The following is a 15,026-nucleotide window of genomic DNA, read 5'->3' on the forward strand; positions in this document are numbered from 1 at the left end:
GCCGACGATCCTCGCCGAACCGACATAACGCCGGCATAACCAATTCTGGTGACGATCAGGTTAGCCGCCGACCGCTGGACTGCCTCCCCTACGGCCGGGATCCGCCCGGCCCCGCCGCACGGGAGGACACTTCGTGACTCTCACCCTGCCCCGCGCGGGCGCCCCCGTCGCCGGCCTCCGCACGCCGCCGGGGCACCGGCTGTTCGCCTGCGTGCTCGCCCTGGCCGCCGCGCTGCGCGTGCTGGTCATGCTCGGGTACGACACCGCGCAACTCTACTGGTACGACTCCTTCACGTACCTGGACACGGCGCTGCACCTGCGCCCGCAGGAGGCGTTCCACCCGGCCGGCTACTCCTGGTTCCTGCGGGCGCTGAGCCCCTTCCACAGCGTGGAGGTGGTGGTCGGGGTGCAGCACGCGATGGGCCTGGGCATCGCGGTGATGTCGTACGTCCTGCTGCGCCGCTGGTCGCTGCCCGGCTGGGGGGCGACGCTGGCCACCGTGCCGGTGTTGTTCGCCCCGCCGTTCCTCCGCCTGGAGCACGCGGTGCTGTCCGACCTGCAGGTGATCTTCCTGGTCATGGCCGCGCTGCTGGCCCTGATGTGGCGGCCCGCGGCGATCTCCACCAGGGCCGCCGCGGCGGCCGGCCTGCTGCTCGCGCTGGCCGGGCTGACCCGCACCGCCGCCGTGCCGCTGCTCGGCCTGGCCGCGCTGTACCTGCTGCTGCGCCGCACGCCCTGGCGGCGGGTCGTGGCGCTGGTGCTCGCGGGCGGCCTGCCGCTGCTGGCCTACGCCGGCTGGTACGCCCACCACCACGGCAGGTTCGCCCTCAGCGGCTCCGACGGCGTCGCCCTGTGGGCCCGCACGATGACGTTCGCCGACTGCGCGCGCATCCAGCCGCCGCCCGAGCTGGCCCCGCTGTGCCCGAACGGCACCGTGGTGGACGCCGCCTCCGAGTACGTCTGGGCCCCCGGCGCCGCGATCAACCGCCTGCCCGGCGGCCGGTTCGCCCACAACGACCTGGCCAGGTCGTTCGCCGTGGCCGCGATCACCGCCCAGCCGCTGGACTACCTGCGGGCGGTGGCGGCGGACACCGCGCTGGCCTTCTCCTGGACCCCGGTCGCCCATCCGAAGCGGGTGGTGCCGGCGGTGACCTTCCCCGTCGGGTCGTGGACGCTGCCCGAGGAGCACGCGCTCATCGGGAAGGTCCGCGCCGAGTACGACCGGGACATCCGCGGCATGTCCTCGGTGGAGCCGTACGCGTCGCTCCTGGCGGCCTACCCCTACCCGTGGGCGCTGCACGGCCCGCTGCTCGGGGTGCTGCTGGTGGCCGGCGGGCTGGGCGTGGTGGCCGGGCGCGGGCGGCGGGCGACGCTGCTGCCGTGGTCGTTCGCGGTGTTCCTGCTCGTGGCGCCGGTGGCCGCGCTCGACTTCGACCACCGTTACGTGTTGCCGGCCGTTCCGCCGGCGTGCCTGGCCGCCGCGCTGGCCCTGCGGGGATTGGCCCACAGAATGCGGCATTCGTCCTATTAGGGAGCCTGCCGTAGTCTGGGGGTGATCGACGGGCGGAACCGGCACAGGTCCCGCCTTCCTCAAGATCGGCAGGTGGGTTCGTGCGGCAGATCAAGGATGTGCGGCTCGGCGACCACGTCTGCCTGACGTTCGCCCACGAGACGGAGCAGCGGGCGGTGGCCGGCGCGTTCGTCTCCGACGGCCTTCACCGGGGCGAGCGGGTGATGTACTTCACCGACGAGCCGGCCCCCGACGGGGTGCTCGGCTGGCTGGCGGACGCGGGCGTGGACGTCGCCGGAGCCACCGCCAACGGCCGGCTGGAGGTGCTCACCGCCGCCGGCAGCTACCTGAGCCCCGGCCGCTTCGACCCCGACCTGATGATCGCCCTGCTGCGCGACACGGTCGGCGACAGCCTGGCGGCGGGCTTCACCGGGCTGCGGGTCACCGGGGAGATGAGCTGGGCGCTGCGCGAGGTGCCCGGCGGCGACATGCTGGAGGACTACGAGCGCCGGGTCACCGCGCTGTTCGCCGAAGGTGACTCCGCGGCGCTGTGCCAGTACGACACCCGCCTGTTCCCCGCGCCCCGGCTGGGCGAGCTGACCGTCTGCCATCCGGGCGACGTGGGGATGAACGCCCTGGCCGAGGACGACCGCCTGTGCGTGCTGCCGTCGTACAGGCCGGGCGGGGAGCTGGTCCTGCGCGTCCAGGGCATGATCGACCGCGACAGCGCGCCGGCGTGGCGGGCCGTCCTGGAGCACGCCGCCGGCGCCGGCGGTGACGTGTGGATGGACATAGGGGAGCTGGAGTTCATCGACGTGGCCGGCACGCGCGCGCTCGCGCGGACCGCCGGGCTGGTGGGCGGCGCCGGTCACCGCGTCCGGGTGCGGCATGCGACGCCCCTCTTACGCAGGCTGCTGCGCCTGACGGGCTGGGACGGTGCCGAGGGTCTGAGCATCGAGGAGGACGTCCGTCCATGAGCGCCGCCGCAGCCGACGAGGGAGCGCCGCCGCGGCTGGTGCACCACGCGCTGCTCTACGGCAGTGACGGGGAGTTCCTGTCCGCGACCGAGCCGTTCTGCCGCGAGGGGCTGGCCGCCGGCGACAGGGTCCTGGCCGTGACCACCGCCGCCAACATCGGGCTGCTGCGGGCGGCGCTCGGCGGCGACGCCGACCGGGTCGAGTTCGCCGAGGCCGCCGACTGGTACGACGCGCCGGGCCGCGCCCTGGCCGCCTACGACCGCTACGTGGACGCCCACCGGAACGGGCACGGCCGGATGCGGGTCATCGGCGAGGCGGCCTGGCACGGCCGCAGCGCGGCCGAGGACGCCGAGTGGATCCGGTACGAGTCGGTGCTCAACGCCGCGTTCGCCGGCCGGCCCGCCTGGATCCTGTGCCCGTACGACGAGCGGGCCGTGCCCGGCCACATCGTCGCCGACGCCCGGCGCACCCATCCCGAGCTGCTGACCCCGGGCGGCGACGCCGAGCCCAGCGCCGCCTACGTCGAGCCCGAGCTGTTCGCCTGCGAGCACGACACCCTCCCGCTGCCCCCGCCGCCGGCGCACCCGCTCGCGGACTTCCCCTTCGACGGCGACCTCTACTTCATGCGCCGCGCGGTGCGGAGCGCGCTCGCCCCGCTGGGGACGTCCGAGGAGCGCGTCGGGCTGCTGCTGCTGGCCGTCAACGAGGTGGTCAGCAACGCGGTCGAGCACGGCGGCGGGCACGGCCGCCTGGTGTTGTGGGCCGACGGGCCCGTGGTCGTCTGCGACGTGACCGACCCGGGGCAGATGAAGCGGCTGCTGCCCGGCTACCTGCCGCCCCCGCCCATGTCGGCCCGCGGTCACGGCCTGTGGGTGGTGCGGCGGCTGTGCGAGCTGGTGCAGATCCGCTCCGGCGACCAGGGCACCCAGATCCGCCTCCACATGGCCCGCGGCTGACCCCGCCCTCCTACGCCCCCTCGCGCCCGCCCTGGGCGGTGCGGCCGCGCCCGGCGAAGGCGAACAGGACGCACGCCAGGGCCGCGAGCACGGCGCAGCCCACCAGGGCCGCCCGGTAGCCGAGGGCCTGCGCGGTGGCGCCCGCGGCCACGCCCGACACCAGCGAGCCCGCCGTCGCGGCGTTGGCGAACAGGGTCGTCGCCCGTCCGGCCGCGCCCGGCAGGCGGTCCTGCACGTACGTGATGCCGAGGGCGCCCACGACCGCGATGGCCACGCCGCGCGCGATCTGGGCGAGCACCAGGGCCGTGACGGTGGTGGCGGCCGCCGTGACCGCCAGGTACCCGGCCAGCAGCGCCATCCCGAGCAGGATCAGCCGGCCGTGCCGGGCCCGTCCCGGCAGCAGGACCAGGGCGAGCGCGGCGGGGATCTCCACCAGCGCGCAGACGCTGAACATCAGCCCCACCTCGCTCGCCGGGCGGCCCAGCTCCTCGGTGACGTAGAGCGGCAGGGCCACGGACCCGGCGTACATGGCGGTGTGGAACAACACGAACGCGCCGATGGCCGCCGCCAGCGAGCCGCCCGCGGCGGGCGCGGGCGGCGGGGCCGCGGCGGAGGAGGCGGGCGGGGCCGCGGGCGGCGGCGGGGCGGGCAGGCACAACACGGCCACGACCGTCAGGGCGAAGCCGAGCGCCGTGGCCGGGAACAGGGCGTCGAAGCCCCGCCAGGCCAGCAGCGCGCCGCCCGCCACCGGCCCGGCCGCCCACGCCAGCGACCAGGCCGACCGCAGGACGGGCGTGCCGCTCGCCGGCATCGGCGAGCCGCCGTCCAGGTGGCTGCGGCTCAGCGCGAACACCTGCGGGAACACCGCCTGTCCCGCTCCGAGGAAGAGCACCGCCACGGCCAGCAGCGACCAGTACGCCGTCGCCCCCGTCAGCAGCAGGTAGCCGGTTCCGGCCACCGCCGCGGCCACCAGAGCGGGCCACCGGCCCGGCGCGCGGTCGTAGCGCCGGCCGAGCCACAGGCTGACGGCCATGCCGCTCACCGCCGTCGCCGAGACGAACGTCCCGATCTGGAACGCCGTCAGGTGCGCCCGCTGCGAGCCGAACAGCACGAGGTACGGCCCGGTCATGGACTCGGCGACGCCGAGCAGCAGCACGGCGGCGAGCAGCGGGGGCAGCGGCCCCCGCGGCGCGGCCGTCCGGCCACCACCCGGCGAGGGCCGGCCCGCTTCCGAGGGCCGGCCGTCCGTTTCCGGGGAGCGCACTACGCGGTCACGACCGGCCGGGCCACCCCGCTACGCCGCTGCTCCCGCTCCCGCCGGAACAGGATGGCCCGGGCCGCCACCACCACGCAGACGGTGCCGAGCAGCAGCCCCCAGCTCACGTCGGTGAGGAAGTGCATGCCCCGGTACAGCCGGGAGAAGGCGACGATCAGCGGCGCGGCGATCCCGAGCACCCAGATCACCACCCGCAGCGCCTTGTTGCGCGTGTGCGTGGCGAGCACGAGCGCGAGCCCGCAGTAGAACGCGACGGCCGCGCTGACGTGCCCGGACGGGAAGCTGGAGGTGGGCGGCGCGGGGTCGAGGTGCTGGACCGGCGGCCGGTGCCGCCCGACGACCTCGGTGGTCGCCAGGAAGACCAGCGACTGGCTCCACACGGCCACGATCAGGAAGGCGGACTCCAGCCAGCGCTTCCACGCCAGCCGGAAGGCGATCGCGGCGATCGCGGTGAGGGCGACGATGTAGGGGGTGTCGGACAGACTGCTGCCGTAGTCGGTCAGGGTGTTCCACAGCGAGGTGCGGTCGGCCGCCAGCGTGCGGCTCACCGTCGCCTCGCCGGTGGGCCAGGCGAGGATCGCCTCGCCCACGCCGTAGGTCACCGCGGCCATCAGCAGCAGCGGAGATAACACCGTCATCGCGTAGTACTTCACATGCTCACTCACGGGTCACCTTCACCGACTCGGGTTCCACTCCTTCAGTCACCGGCGAGGCCGGTCTGCGCCCCTGCTCGCGCCGCCACGTCTCGAACGCCGCCGAGGTGGCGGCGATCACCGCCACGCCCAGCACGATCCCGCCGACCACGTCGCTCATCCAGTGCACGCCGAGCGCCACCCGCGTGTACGCCACCGACAGCACCACGAACCACGCCAGCGCCCACGCCAGCCGCCGCCCCCACCGGGGCAGCGAGGGCAGCAGGAGCAGGACGACCACGCCCGCGCCGAGCGTCACGTTGACCGCGTGGCCCGACGGGAAGGAGTCGCCCGGCGCGAGCGCGACGGGGTCCGGCAGGTGCGGCCTGGCCCGCGCCACGACGATCTTGAGCGCGAGGCCGAGCAGTCCGCCCACGGTCACCGTGGTGACCGCCCAGGCGGCCAGCCGGGGCGCGCCCTTGCGGAGCAGCCAGACGGCGTACGCGACGACCGCGACGCGCCACGGCCACGGCCCGAACAGGTCCGTCCAGACGATCAGCAGCCGGGTCACGCCGGGATGGTCGAGCGCGTAGGCGTGCAGGTTCTCGGCGACCTGGCGGTCCAGGTCGTTCAGCGGCATCTTGGCCACCACGAGCAGGAGGGTGAAGGGCACCATGAGCAGCGCCACGGCGAAGCTCGCGACCATGAGCCGCAGCCCCAGGCCGCGTTCGGGATCTTTGAGCAGTGGACGCCTCACGTTCTCCGGCCCTCCCTCGATGCGCGTCCGCCACGGCTACCCCGCACGGGCCGGATGATGCGCCCGGATCATGAAAGCGAAACGTCTGCCTGCCGGCCGCCGGCCGGGGTAGTCGGAGTGGCATGTCCCCCACTGTGGCGGTGATAGCGCACCGCAAGAAGACTTTAGGAGCCGGCCTGGACAGGCTGCGCGTGCTGATCACCGAGGAAGGCGTCTCCGACCTGCTCTGGTACGAGGTGCCGAAGAGCAAGAAGGCCCCCAAGAAGGTCCGCAAGGCGCTCAAGGAGGGCGCCGAGCTGGTGTTCGTCTGGGGCGGCGACGGCATGGTGCAGCGCTGCGCCGACGCGCTCGCCGACACCAAGGTGCCGATGGCCATCCTGCCCGCCGGCACCGCGAACCTGTTCGCCGGCAACCTCGGCATCCCCGTGGACCTGGAGGAGGCCGTGCGGATCGGCTTCCACGGCCGGCGCGAGAAGCTGGACCTGGGCGTGCTGAACGGCGAGCACTTCGCGGTGATGGCGGGCGCCGGGTTCGACGCCGAGATGATCGCCGGGGCCGACGGGGCGGCCAAGCGGCGCCTCGGCAAGCTGAGCTACGTCAAGGCGGCCATCCGCGGGGTCGGCGGCCCGCTGGTGCCCATGAAGATCGACATCGACGGCACGACCTGGTTCGACGGCATGGCGAGCTGCCTGCTGCTGGGCAACGTGAGCACGATCGCGGGCGGCATCGAGGCGTTCGACGACGCCCGGCCGGACGACGGCTGGCTCGACGTCGGGATCTCCACCGCCAAGGGCCCGCTCCAGTGGGCGCGGGTGCTCGGCAGGATGGCGGCCGGGCGCTCCGACGAGTCGCCGCTGGTGCGCATCACCCGGGCGCGGAAGGTGTCGGCGCGCTTCGGCTCGCCCCTGATGTACGAGCTGGACGGCGGCGAACGCGACAAGGTCACCAGCATCGAGGCCGAGGCCGCCCCGGGCGCGCTCACGATCTGCCTGCCCCCCAGGCGGGAGTGACCGGAATCACCTATCAGGGCAGAACTCTCCCGAGTGGCGCTTGGTGACGTGGGTACTGAACGACGCCTGACAGAAGCCGCAAACCCGTCACGGCGTGCGCCGAGGAGATTCCATCGATGAGTGAGTCCAACCCGATCAAGTCCGCGGTCGACAAGGTCGTGGACGCCGTCACCGACCACGGTCACGCGCCGGCGGCCGAGATCCCCGGGGTGCCCAACAGCGCGCCGCCCGCGCTGGAGCAGCCCACCGAGCCAGGGGAGCCGTTGCCGCCCAAGCCCGACCAGACGGGCCCGGACACCTTCTCCCCCACCGGGCAGCCCACCGGCGCGGACCGGGCGGCGACGGCGCAGGGCGGCGCGTACCTGACCACGGCGCAGGGCGTGCGGCTGCGGGACACCGACCACTCGCTCAAGGCCGGCCCGCGCGGCCCGGTGCTGCTGCAGGACCACCACCTGCGCGAGAAGGTCATGCACTTCGACCACGAGCGCATCCCCGAGCGGGTGGTGCACGCCCGGGGCGCCGGCGCGCACGGCGTCTTCCGCTCCTACGGCACCGCCGCGAACATCACCCGCGCGGCCTTCCTCGCCGAGAAGGCGGAGACGCCGGTCTTCGTGCGCTTCTCCACCGTGCTCGGCTCGCGCGGCTCGGCCGACACCGTCCGCGACACGCGCGGCTTCGCGACCAAGTTCTACACCAGCGAGGGCGTGTTCGACCTGGTGGCCAACAACATCCCGGTGTTCTTCATCCAGGACGGCATCAAGTTCCCCGACGTCATCCACGCCGGCAAGCCGCACCCGGACCGGGAGATCCCGCAGGCGCAGAGCGCGCACGACACGTTCTGGGACTTCGTCTCCCTGCACACCGAGGCCACCCACCACACCCTGTGGAACATGTCGGACCGCGGCATCCCGCGCTCCTACCGGATGATGGAGGGCTTCGGCGTCCACACCTTCCGCCTGGTCAACGCGGCGGGCGAGACGACGCTGGTGAAGTTCCACTGGAAGCCCAAGCTCGGCGTGCACTCCCTGACCTGGGAGGAGGCGCAGATGATCGCCGGCGTGGACCCGGACTACCACCGGCGCGACCTCGCCGACGCCATCGAGGCGGGGGCGTACCCGCAGTGGGAGCTGGGCGTCCAGGTCTTCCCGGACAACCCGGAGCAGATGTTCGAGGGCATCGACCTGCTGGACCCGACGAAGATCGTGCCCGAGGAGCTGGCGCCGGTCCAGCCCATCGGCCTGCTGGAGCTGAACCGCAACCCGTCCAACTTCTTCGCCGAGACCGAGCAGGTCGCCTTCCACGTCGGCCACCTGGTGCCCGGCATCGACGTCACCGACGACCCGCTGCTGGCCGCCCGGCTGTTCTCCTACCTCGACACGCAGCTCACCCGGCTGGGCGGACCCAACTTCCCGCAGCTTCCGATCAACCGGCCGCACGCGCCGGTCAACGACATGCAGCGCGACGGCTACCACCAGACCGCGGTGCACCGGGGTGTGGCGCCGTACAAGCCGAACTCGCTGGACGGCGGCTGCCCCTTCCACGCGGGCCTGGGCGAGGGCGCCTTCGTCGAGGTGCCGACCGAGGTGTCCGGGCGCAAGGTGCGCGAGGCGCCGGCGACCTACGCCGACCACTTCAGCCAGCCGCGGCTGTTCTGGCTCAGCCTGTCGCCGACGGAGAAGGAGCACCTCATCGACGCCTTCACCTTCGAGCTGGGCAAGTGCTACGAGCAGGCGGTCAAGGAGCGGCAGCTACGGGTGCTGGCCAACGTGGACCCGGTGTTGTGCCGCGAGGTGGCCCAGGGGCTGGGGCTGCCCGCGCCCGAGCCGTCCGTGCCGCTGGCCGACGCGGCGCCGAGCCCGGCGCTGTCGCAGCTCGGCCGGGAGTGGCCGGCCGACGGGCGGATCATCGGCATCGTCGCCGACGAGTCGTGCGACCTCGGCGTGGTGGACGCGGTGCGGCAGGCCGTGCTCGCCGGCGGCATGGTGCCGCTGCTCGTCGCGCCGAAGGGCGGCATGCTGGGCACGATGCCGGTGCAGCGCACCTTCCTCACCGCGCGCTCGGTCGAGTTCGACGCCCTGCTGCTGGCGGGCGCGCCGCTGCCGGGCAGGGACGCCTACGGGGCGCGCGACGCCAAGGCCGGCAACCGGGCGCCGGACGAGCCCGTGGACCCGCGCGTGGTGCTCATGGTCATGGAGGCGTACCGGCACGCCAAGGCCATCGGCGGCTGGGGGACGGCGGCGCGGGTGCTCGCGCAGGCCGGCGTGCCCGAGCAGGCCCCCGGCGTGGTCGTCGGCGAGGACGGCGAGCAGGTGCTGCGCGGGACGCTCGGGCTGCTGTCCCTGCACCGCGTCTGGGACCGGTTCCCCCCGGCGGCCGACGTCGCCTGAGCCTCACCTCGCCCGATCCTCACCTCGCCCGACCCTCACCTCCTCATGAGGCGCTCCCGTCGGGCGGGAGCAGGGCCCGCAGGGCGAGCTCGGCGATCTCGCTCAGCTCGTCGTGCGGGCGCCCGCCCGCGGCCTGCACCGCGATGCCGTCGGTGATCGTGTGGAGCAGCCGGGCCAGGGTCGCGGGGTCCTGGCCCGGCGGCAGGTCGGGGGCCTGTTCGAGGCGGCGCCGCAGGGCGGTCTCCCCCGCTTTGCGGCAGTCGATCGCCGCCTGCCGCGCCGGGGCCGAGTCGGGGCCGCAGGCGTGCACGCTCTTGACGTTCAGGCAGCCGCCGGGCGTCCCCGGGCCGCTGGTCAGCTCGACCGCGCCGCGGACCAGCCGCTCGGCGACCTCCCGCACGGTGGGGGCCTCCAGCGCCTCGGCGGCGAACGCGCCGGGGCCGCCGACGTAGCGCTCCAGGACCTTGGCGAACAGCTCCTCCTTGTTGCCGAACGTCCCGTACAGGCTGGGGCGGTTGATGCCCATCGCCGTGGTCAGGTCCGACAGCGACGTGCCCTCGTACCCCTGCCGCCAGAAGACCTCCAGCGCCCGGTCGAGTGCGGCGTCGGGGTCGAAGGCCCGGGGCCGGCCGCCTGGCATGCGTACCTCCTCATATTTTTTTACCTATCGGTACATTACCTCTTGATTCCCGGCCCCGTCCCGCCCTAGTTTCATACCGATCGATATGAAACTCAGGGAGGACCTGTGATCGGAGTCGGAGTGATCGGCGCGAGCGGGTGGGCCGCCGGTTCCCACCTGCCCGCGCTGGCCGGGCTGCCCGAGTACCGGATCGCCGCCGTCGCGACGACCCGGCGGGAGAGCGCGGAGCACGTGGCCGCCAGGTTCGGCGCGCCCGCGGCGTTCGCCGACGCGGCGGAGCTGATCGGGCATCCCGGCGTGGACCTGGTCGTCGTCTCGGTACGCGCCCCGCTGCACGCGGAACTGATCAGGGCCGCGCTGGCGGCGGGCAAGCACGTGCTGTCGGAGTGGCCGCTGACAGTGGGCGCGGACGAGGCCGGCGAGCTGGCCCGCGCGGCGTCGGCCGCCGGGGTGGCGCACGCGGTGTGCCTCCAGGGGCACCACTCGCCGGACGTCCGCTTCGTCGCCGACCTGGTGGCGGAGGGGCGGCTCGGCCGGCTGGAGTCGGCCGTCCTGGTGGCCTCCGGCGGGCCGCTGGGCGGCGCCGCCATCGCGCCGGAGCTGGCCTGGGGCACCGAACCGGCGGGCGGGAACACCGTGCTGACCATCATGGGCGGCCACTTCGTGACGACCCTGGAGCGGCTGGCCGGGCCGCTGACCGAGCTGTCGGCGCGGCTGCCCCGCCTGTACGACGAGGTCGAGGTCACCGGCACCGGCCGTACGGTCCCCAACCGGGTGCCCGGCCAGGTCCTCCTGCACGGCACGCTCGACGGCGGCGCCACCGCCTCCGTCACCGTGCACGGCTCGGCCGCGCCGCCCGACGGGTTCCTCGTCAAGCTCGCCGGCTCGCGGGCGGTGCTGACCGCCACGGCGCCCCGGCCGGGCACGTACCTGCACTGGACCGACTGGGACATCCGCATCGACGGGAAGCCGGTGGAGGTGCCGGACTCCTACCGGACCGTCCCGTTCCACCCGAAGGACGGCCCGGTCGCCAACATCGCGGCCCTCTACCGCGACCTGGCCGCGGCCCTCGCGGAGGGCCGCGACCCGCACCCCGACTTCCACGCCGCCGCCCGCCACCACCGGCTGCTCGCGGCCGTCGAGCGCGCCGCCGGGCACGGCGGCAAGGAGGAGATCTCATGAACGTCCTGGTCATCGGCGCCACCGGCTACATCGGCGCGGCCGCGGCCGCCGCCCTCGCGCGGGCCGGGCACGAGGTGGCCGCGCTGCGCCGCCCGGACGGCGGCGCCCCGCCGGACGGCGTGCGGGCCGTGGCCGGCGACCTGGCCGACCCGGCCTCGCTGGCGGGCGCCGCCGAGGGCTTCGACCGCGTGGTCCACGCCGGGCCGCCGCTCGGCGCGGAGATCGACCTGGCGGGCGCGGACGCCCTGGCCGCGACCGGCGTCCCGGTGCTCTGGACGACCGGCGCGGCCGTGCTGGGCGGCGGCCGGGCGGACGAGGACAGCCCGCCCGACCCGCACCCGCTGGTCTCCTGGCGGGCCGAGGTGGAGCGGCGGGTGCTCGCGGCGGGCGGCCAGGTGATCAGGCCCGGCATGGTGTACGGGAACGGCGGCGGCCTCGTCCCCGGGCTGCTGGCCCGCAAGGCCGCCGAGCGGGGCACCGGCGTCTACATCGGCGAGCCGGGCGTGCGCTGGCCGGTCGTGCACGTGGACGACCTGGCCGCCCTGTACGTCGCCGTCCTGGAGCGGGCCGGGCCCGGCACGGTCTGGCACGGCGTCGGCGAGACCGTGCGCCTGGACGCGATCGCGGCGGCCCTGGGTGGGGGCCGGGCCGCCTCCTGGCCGCTGGAGGAGGCGCGGGCCGAGCTGGGCGCGCTGGCCGACCTGTTCACCCGGGACCAGGAGGTCTCCTCGGAGCGGACGCGGAGCCTGCTCGGCTGGCGCCCGGTCCACACCTCCCTGCTGGACCGGCTGGGCGAGCGGAGCGGGGCCGCACCGGTCTGACCTCACCTTTCCCGGCCTTGACCGCCGGAGTGGGCAACCGTGGCGAATACCACTCCGGCGTTTCCGGCCGTCCTGTCAGGGCAAAAGCGGGCCCATGGATCATTCCCAGGCACCGATCTTGCAGGCTATGGAGGCCTACCACGACAGCGGGCAGCTCCCCTTCACCCCGCCCGGGCACAAGCAGGCCCGGGGTGTCGATCCGCGCGTCTCCGCGGTGCTGGGCGAGGCCGTCTTCCGCGACGACGTGCTGGCCACCGGCGGCCTGGACGACCGCTCCTCCTCGGGCGGCGTCCTGGAGAAGGCCGAGCAGCTCATGGCCGACGCCGTGGGCGCGGACCACACCTTCTTCTCCACCTGCGGCAGCTCCCTGTCGGTCAAGGCCGCGATGTTGTCGGTGGCCGGGCCCGGGGAGAAGATCCTGATCGGCAGGGACGCGCACAAGTCGGTGGTGGCGGAGCTGGTGCTGTCCGGCAGCCATCCGGTGTGGGTCGAGCCGCAGTGGGACGCCGAGCGCCACATGGCCCACGCGCCCTCCCCGCAGTCGTTCGCCGAGGCGTTCGACCGGCATCCCGACGCGCTGGGCGCGCTGGTGGTGGCCCCCACCCCGTACGGGACGTGCACCGACCTGGCCACGCTGGTCCGCGTGTGCCACGAGCGCGGCAGGCCGCTGCTCGTGGACGAGGCGTGGGGCGCGCACCTGCCCTTCCACCCCGACCTGCCGACCTGGGCCATGGACGCGGGCGCGGACGTCTGCGTCACCAGCATCCACAAGATGGGCTCGGGCCTGGAGCAGAGCTCGGTCTTCCACCTCCAGGGCGACCTCATCGCGCCGGAGCTGCTGAAGGAACGTTCCGACCTCTTCAGCACCACCAGCCCCTCCGTGCTCATCTACGCGGCCCTGGACGGCTGGCGCCGCCAGATGGTCGAGCACGGCCACGAGATGTACGACCGCGTGCTGAAGCTGGCCCGCGAGGTGCGCGCCGAGATCGCCGCCATCGACGGCCTGCACGTGCACGGCCGTGACGACTTCGTCGGCGGGGGCTACGCCTTCGACGCCGACCCGCTGCAGATCATGGTGGACGTCACCGGCCTCGGCACCGGCGGGTACCAGGTCACCGACTGGATGCGCGAGCACCACCGGATCAACCTCGGCCACTCCGACCACCGCCGGTTCGGCGTCCAGCTCACGCACGCCGACGACGAGGAGACCGCCGGCCGGCTGCTGACCGCGCTGCGCGACCTGGGCGAGCGCGCCGCCGAGCTGCCGCCCGCGCCGGAGCTGGAGATCCCGCCGCCGTCCGGGCTGCGGATGGAGCAGGCCGTGCGGCCCAGGGACGCCTTCTTCGCCAAGGTCGAGCACGTGTCCTGGCAGCGGGCCGCGGGCCGGGTCAGCGCCGAGCTCATCACGCCCTACCCGCCGGGCATCCCCGCCGTGGTCCCGGGCGAGCGCCTGACCGCCGAGGTCGTGCGGTACCTGCGCAGCGGCCTGGCGGGCGGGATGGTCATCCCGGACTCGGCAGACCCGTCCCTGGACACCTTCCGGGTGGTGGCCGAAGACGATTGAGCTGTTCACGTGGCCTTATGGCCGGCGTGGGTAGGGGCCGGGGTGTCCGGACACCCGGCTCCAGAGACGAGACGACGACGAACGGAAGAACGGGGGGAGCGTCATGACGCACCACACGCCCGAGCACGACCCGCACTCGCGCTTCGAGGACGAGGGCATCCCCGACCTGCAGGACGGCACGCCCCAGCAGCAGTGGGCGGTGGACCCGCAGGAGGCGCCGCTGCCCGCCGACCACCCGGTGGCCGTGAACGACTTCGGCACCACGATCGACGAGCAGATCCAGGGCGAGTCGCTGACCGGCCGCCTGGACCGCGAGCTGCCCGAGGAGCAGGCGATGTTCGGGGTGGACGAGTCGGCCACGGCCGACCGCCTGCCCACCGACCAGGACGACGCGCCCGAGGTCGAGCGGGTGACCGAGGAGAGCGGCCTGGGCGTGGGCTCGGACCTGGACACCGGTTACGAGCGCGACGACGACGTGGACCCGGGGTGGGACGCGCAGCCCGAGGAGCCCTCCGGCCAGGTCTGGGACGAGCCGCGGCGGGCCGGCCGGCTGGTCGCCCCCGACGAGGGGGCGCACGGCGACGTCGAGCCCGACGAGATCGCCACCGAGGTCGGCCCCGACATGGGCGGCTACACGGCGGAGGAGGCCGCCATGCGGATCGAGCCCGAATGAGCGACAGGGACCGGCCCGGGACGAGCGAGGAGGCGAAGATGACGGACCAGGAGCGCTCCGACGAGGAGCGCGAGGAGCGCGACAAGCGGCGCGAGCAGGACAAGGGCACGACGTTCGACGCCGAGCTGCACAACATGGGCGGTGACATCGGCCCCGCCTCGATCCGCGGCTCGAACCCGAGCCCGGGGTCGAAGCCGCGCGACGACGCCGAGCCGAAGAGCGGCTACTCCACGCCCATGGGGTTCGTGGCCGGCCGAGACGACGAGTGGTCGGCCACGGCGGGCTCCGGCGAGAAGTCGGTCGCGGCGCGTACCGACGAGATCGAGGGCCACGTGGCCACCTACGGCCCGAGCCCGCACCCGATGCCGCCCGACCAGCTCGAACCGCAGGGCGAGGGCGGCGACCCGGGCTTCCGCGTCCAGGGCCCGGTGGACGAGGCCGAGCACGGCATGATCATCGACGACGACGGCGGCGAGCCGCCGTCCGAGCCGGAGCCCGGCCTGCCCGGCGGCGAGCACATCAACGCGAGCGGCGACTGGGTGGGCTCCGACGAGGAGGACGACCCGGACGGCGGCTCGGGCCGCACCGACAGCAGCGACGGCGGTTACCTGCCCGGTGAAGGGACCGGGCGGCCGTACTGA

14 protein-coding genes are annotated in these 15,026 nt (G+C 74.3%); 10 read left to right on the forward strand and 4 right to left on the reverse strand.

Annotation, left to right across the window (positions count from 1 at the left end; genetic code table 11):
• The first annotated feature begins 133 nt into the window (after positions 1-133).
• The 3 genes from AB0H75_RS27510 to AB0H75_RS27520 all read left to right on the forward strand — a co-directional run bounded on the left by AB0H75_RS27510 (position 134) and on the right by AB0H75_RS27520 (position 3,443).
• Complete coding sequence (locus tag AB0H75_RS27510) at positions 134-1,531, forward strand: hypothetical protein (protein WP_367800928.1); 1,398 nt, start codon at positions 134-136, stop codon at positions 1,529-1,531.
• 80 nt (positions 1,532-1,611) lie between these two features.
• A complete protein-coding gene (locus AB0H75_RS27515) occupies positions 1,612-2,487 on the forward strand; it encodes an MEDS domain-containing protein (RefSeq protein ID WP_367800930.1) in 876 nt (291 codons plus the stop codon).
• Positions 2,484-3,443 (forward strand): anti-sigma factor RsbA family regulatory protein, encoded by a 960-nt coding sequence (locus AB0H75_RS27520; RefSeq protein WP_367800932.1) that lies wholly within the window; start codon positions 2,484-2,486, stop codon positions 3,441-3,443. The genes AB0H75_RS27515 and AB0H75_RS27520 overlap by 4 nt, the downstream gene beginning before the upstream one ends.
• A 10-nt stretch (positions 3,444-3,453) precedes the next feature.
• Here AB0H75_RS27520 and AB0H75_RS27525 read toward each other — a convergent pair whose 3' ends face one another.
• From AB0H75_RS27525 to AB0H75_RS27535, 3 genes are read right to left on the reverse strand one after another with little or no spacing between them, the layout of a single operon-like run.
• Positions 3,454-4,707 carry an MFS transporter gene (locus tag AB0H75_RS27525; protein WP_367800934.1) on the reverse strand — a complete coding sequence of 418 codons (1,254 nt, stop codon included), beginning with the start codon at positions 4,705-4,707 and terminating at the stop codon, positions 3,454-3,456.
• On the reverse strand, positions 4,707-5,384 hold the full coding sequence (locus AB0H75_RS27530) for a phosphatase PAP2 family protein (RefSeq protein WP_367800936.1): 678 nt from the start codon (positions 5,382-5,384) through the stop codon (positions 4,707-4,709). The genes AB0H75_RS27525 and AB0H75_RS27530 overlap by 1 nt, the downstream gene beginning before the upstream one ends.
• A complete protein-coding gene (locus AB0H75_RS27535) occupies positions 5,377-6,108 on the reverse strand; it encodes a phosphatase PAP2 family protein (RefSeq protein ID WP_367800938.1) in 732 nt (243 codons plus the stop codon). The genes AB0H75_RS27530 and AB0H75_RS27535 overlap by 8 nt, the downstream gene beginning before the upstream one ends.
• Before the next feature lie 122 nt (positions 6,109-6,230).
• On the opposite strand from AB0H75_RS27535, the gene AB0H75_RS27540 reads away from it, so the two are divergent.
• Positions 6,231-7,118, forward strand: a complete 888-nt coding sequence (locus AB0H75_RS27540) for a diacylglycerol kinase family protein (protein ID WP_367800940.1) — start codon at positions 6,231-6,233, stop codon at positions 7,116-7,118.
• A gap of 116 nt (positions 7,119-7,234) precedes the next feature.
• A complete protein-coding gene (locus AB0H75_RS27545; protein WP_367800942.1) occupies positions 7,235-9,505 on the forward strand; it encodes a catalase in 2,271 nt (756 codons plus the stop codon).
• Between the two features lie 43 nt (positions 9,506-9,548).
• Here AB0H75_RS27545 and AB0H75_RS27550 read toward each other — a convergent pair whose 3' ends face one another.
• A complete protein-coding gene (locus AB0H75_RS27550; RefSeq protein ID WP_367800944.1) occupies positions 9,549-10,145 on the reverse strand; it encodes a TetR/AcrR family transcriptional regulator in 597 nt (198 codons plus the stop codon).
• Between the two features lie 105 nt (positions 10,146-10,250).
• Between AB0H75_RS27550 and AB0H75_RS27555 the strand changes: the two genes are divergently transcribed.
• The 5 genes from AB0H75_RS27555 to AB0H75_RS27575 all read left to right on the forward strand — a co-directional run bounded on the left by AB0H75_RS27555 (position 10,251) and on the right by AB0H75_RS27575 (position 15,026).
• Entirely contained in the window at positions 10,251-11,327 is a 1,077-nt protein-coding gene (locus AB0H75_RS27555; RefSeq protein WP_367800946.1) for a Gfo/Idh/MocA family protein, read from the forward strand.
• On the forward strand, positions 11,324-12,148 hold the full coding sequence (locus tag AB0H75_RS27560; protein ID WP_367800948.1) for an NAD-dependent epimerase/dehydratase family protein: 825 nt from the start codon (positions 11,324-11,326) through the stop codon (positions 12,146-12,148). The genes AB0H75_RS27555 and AB0H75_RS27560 overlap by 4 nt, the downstream gene beginning before the upstream one ends.
• A gap of 94 nt (positions 12,149-12,242) precedes the next feature.
• Entirely contained in the window at positions 12,243-13,712 is a 1,470-nt protein-coding gene (locus tag AB0H75_RS27565; protein ID WP_367800949.1) for an aminotransferase class I/II-fold pyridoxal phosphate-dependent enzyme, read from the forward strand.
• 103 nt (positions 13,713-13,815) lie between these two features.
• Positions 13,816-14,385: a DUF5709 domain-containing protein gene (locus AB0H75_RS27570; RefSeq protein WP_367800951.1), complete on the forward strand. Its 570-nt coding sequence runs from the start codon at positions 13,816-13,818 to the stop codon at positions 14,383-14,385.
• A gap of 38 nt (positions 14,386-14,423) precedes the next feature.
• Positions 14,424-15,026 (forward strand): hypothetical protein, encoded by a 603-nt coding sequence (locus AB0H75_RS27575; protein ID WP_367800953.1) that lies wholly within the window; start codon positions 14,424-14,426, stop codon positions 15,024-15,026.

Origin of the sequence: Nonomuraea sp. NPDC050783, from assembly GCF_040802095.1 — a bacterium.
Lineage (GTDB): Bacteria > Actinomycetota > Actinomycetes > Streptosporangiales > Streptosporangiaceae > Nonomuraea.

What these genes read in the sequence shown, in the direction of transcription:
- AB0H75_RS27520 (WP_367800932.1), top strand. Translation starts at nt 2,484, where the DNA reads ATGAGCGCCGCCGCAGCCGACGAGGGAGCGCCGCCGCGGCTGGTGCAC.
- AB0H75_RS27550 (WP_367800944.1), bottom strand. Translation starts at nt 10,145, where the DNA reads ATGCCAGGCGGCCGGCCCCGGGCCTTCGACCCCGACGCCGCACTCGAC.
- AB0H75_RS27540 (WP_367800940.1), top strand. Translation starts at nt 6,231, where the DNA reads ATGTCCCCCACTGTGGCGGTGATAGCGCACCGCAAGAAGACTTTAGGA.
- AB0H75_RS27575 (WP_367800953.1), top strand. Translation starts at nt 14,424, where the DNA reads ATGACGGACCAGGAGCGCTCCGACGAGGAGCGCGAGGAGCGCGACAAG.
- AB0H75_RS27560 (WP_367800948.1), top strand. Translation starts at nt 11,324, where the DNA reads ATGAACGTCCTGGTCATCGGCGCCACCGGCTACATCGGCGCGGCCGCG.
- AB0H75_RS27570 (WP_367800951.1), top strand. Translation starts at nt 13,816, where the DNA reads ATGACGCACCACACGCCCGAGCACGACCCGCACTCGCGCTTCGAGGAC.
- AB0H75_RS27545 (WP_367800942.1), top strand. Translation starts at nt 7,235, where the DNA reads ATGAGTGAGTCCAACCCGATCAAGTCCGCGGTCGACAAGGTCGTGGAC.
- AB0H75_RS27565 (WP_367800949.1), top strand. Translation starts at nt 12,243, where the DNA reads ATGGATCATTCCCAGGCACCGATCTTGCAGGCTATGGAGGCCTACCAC.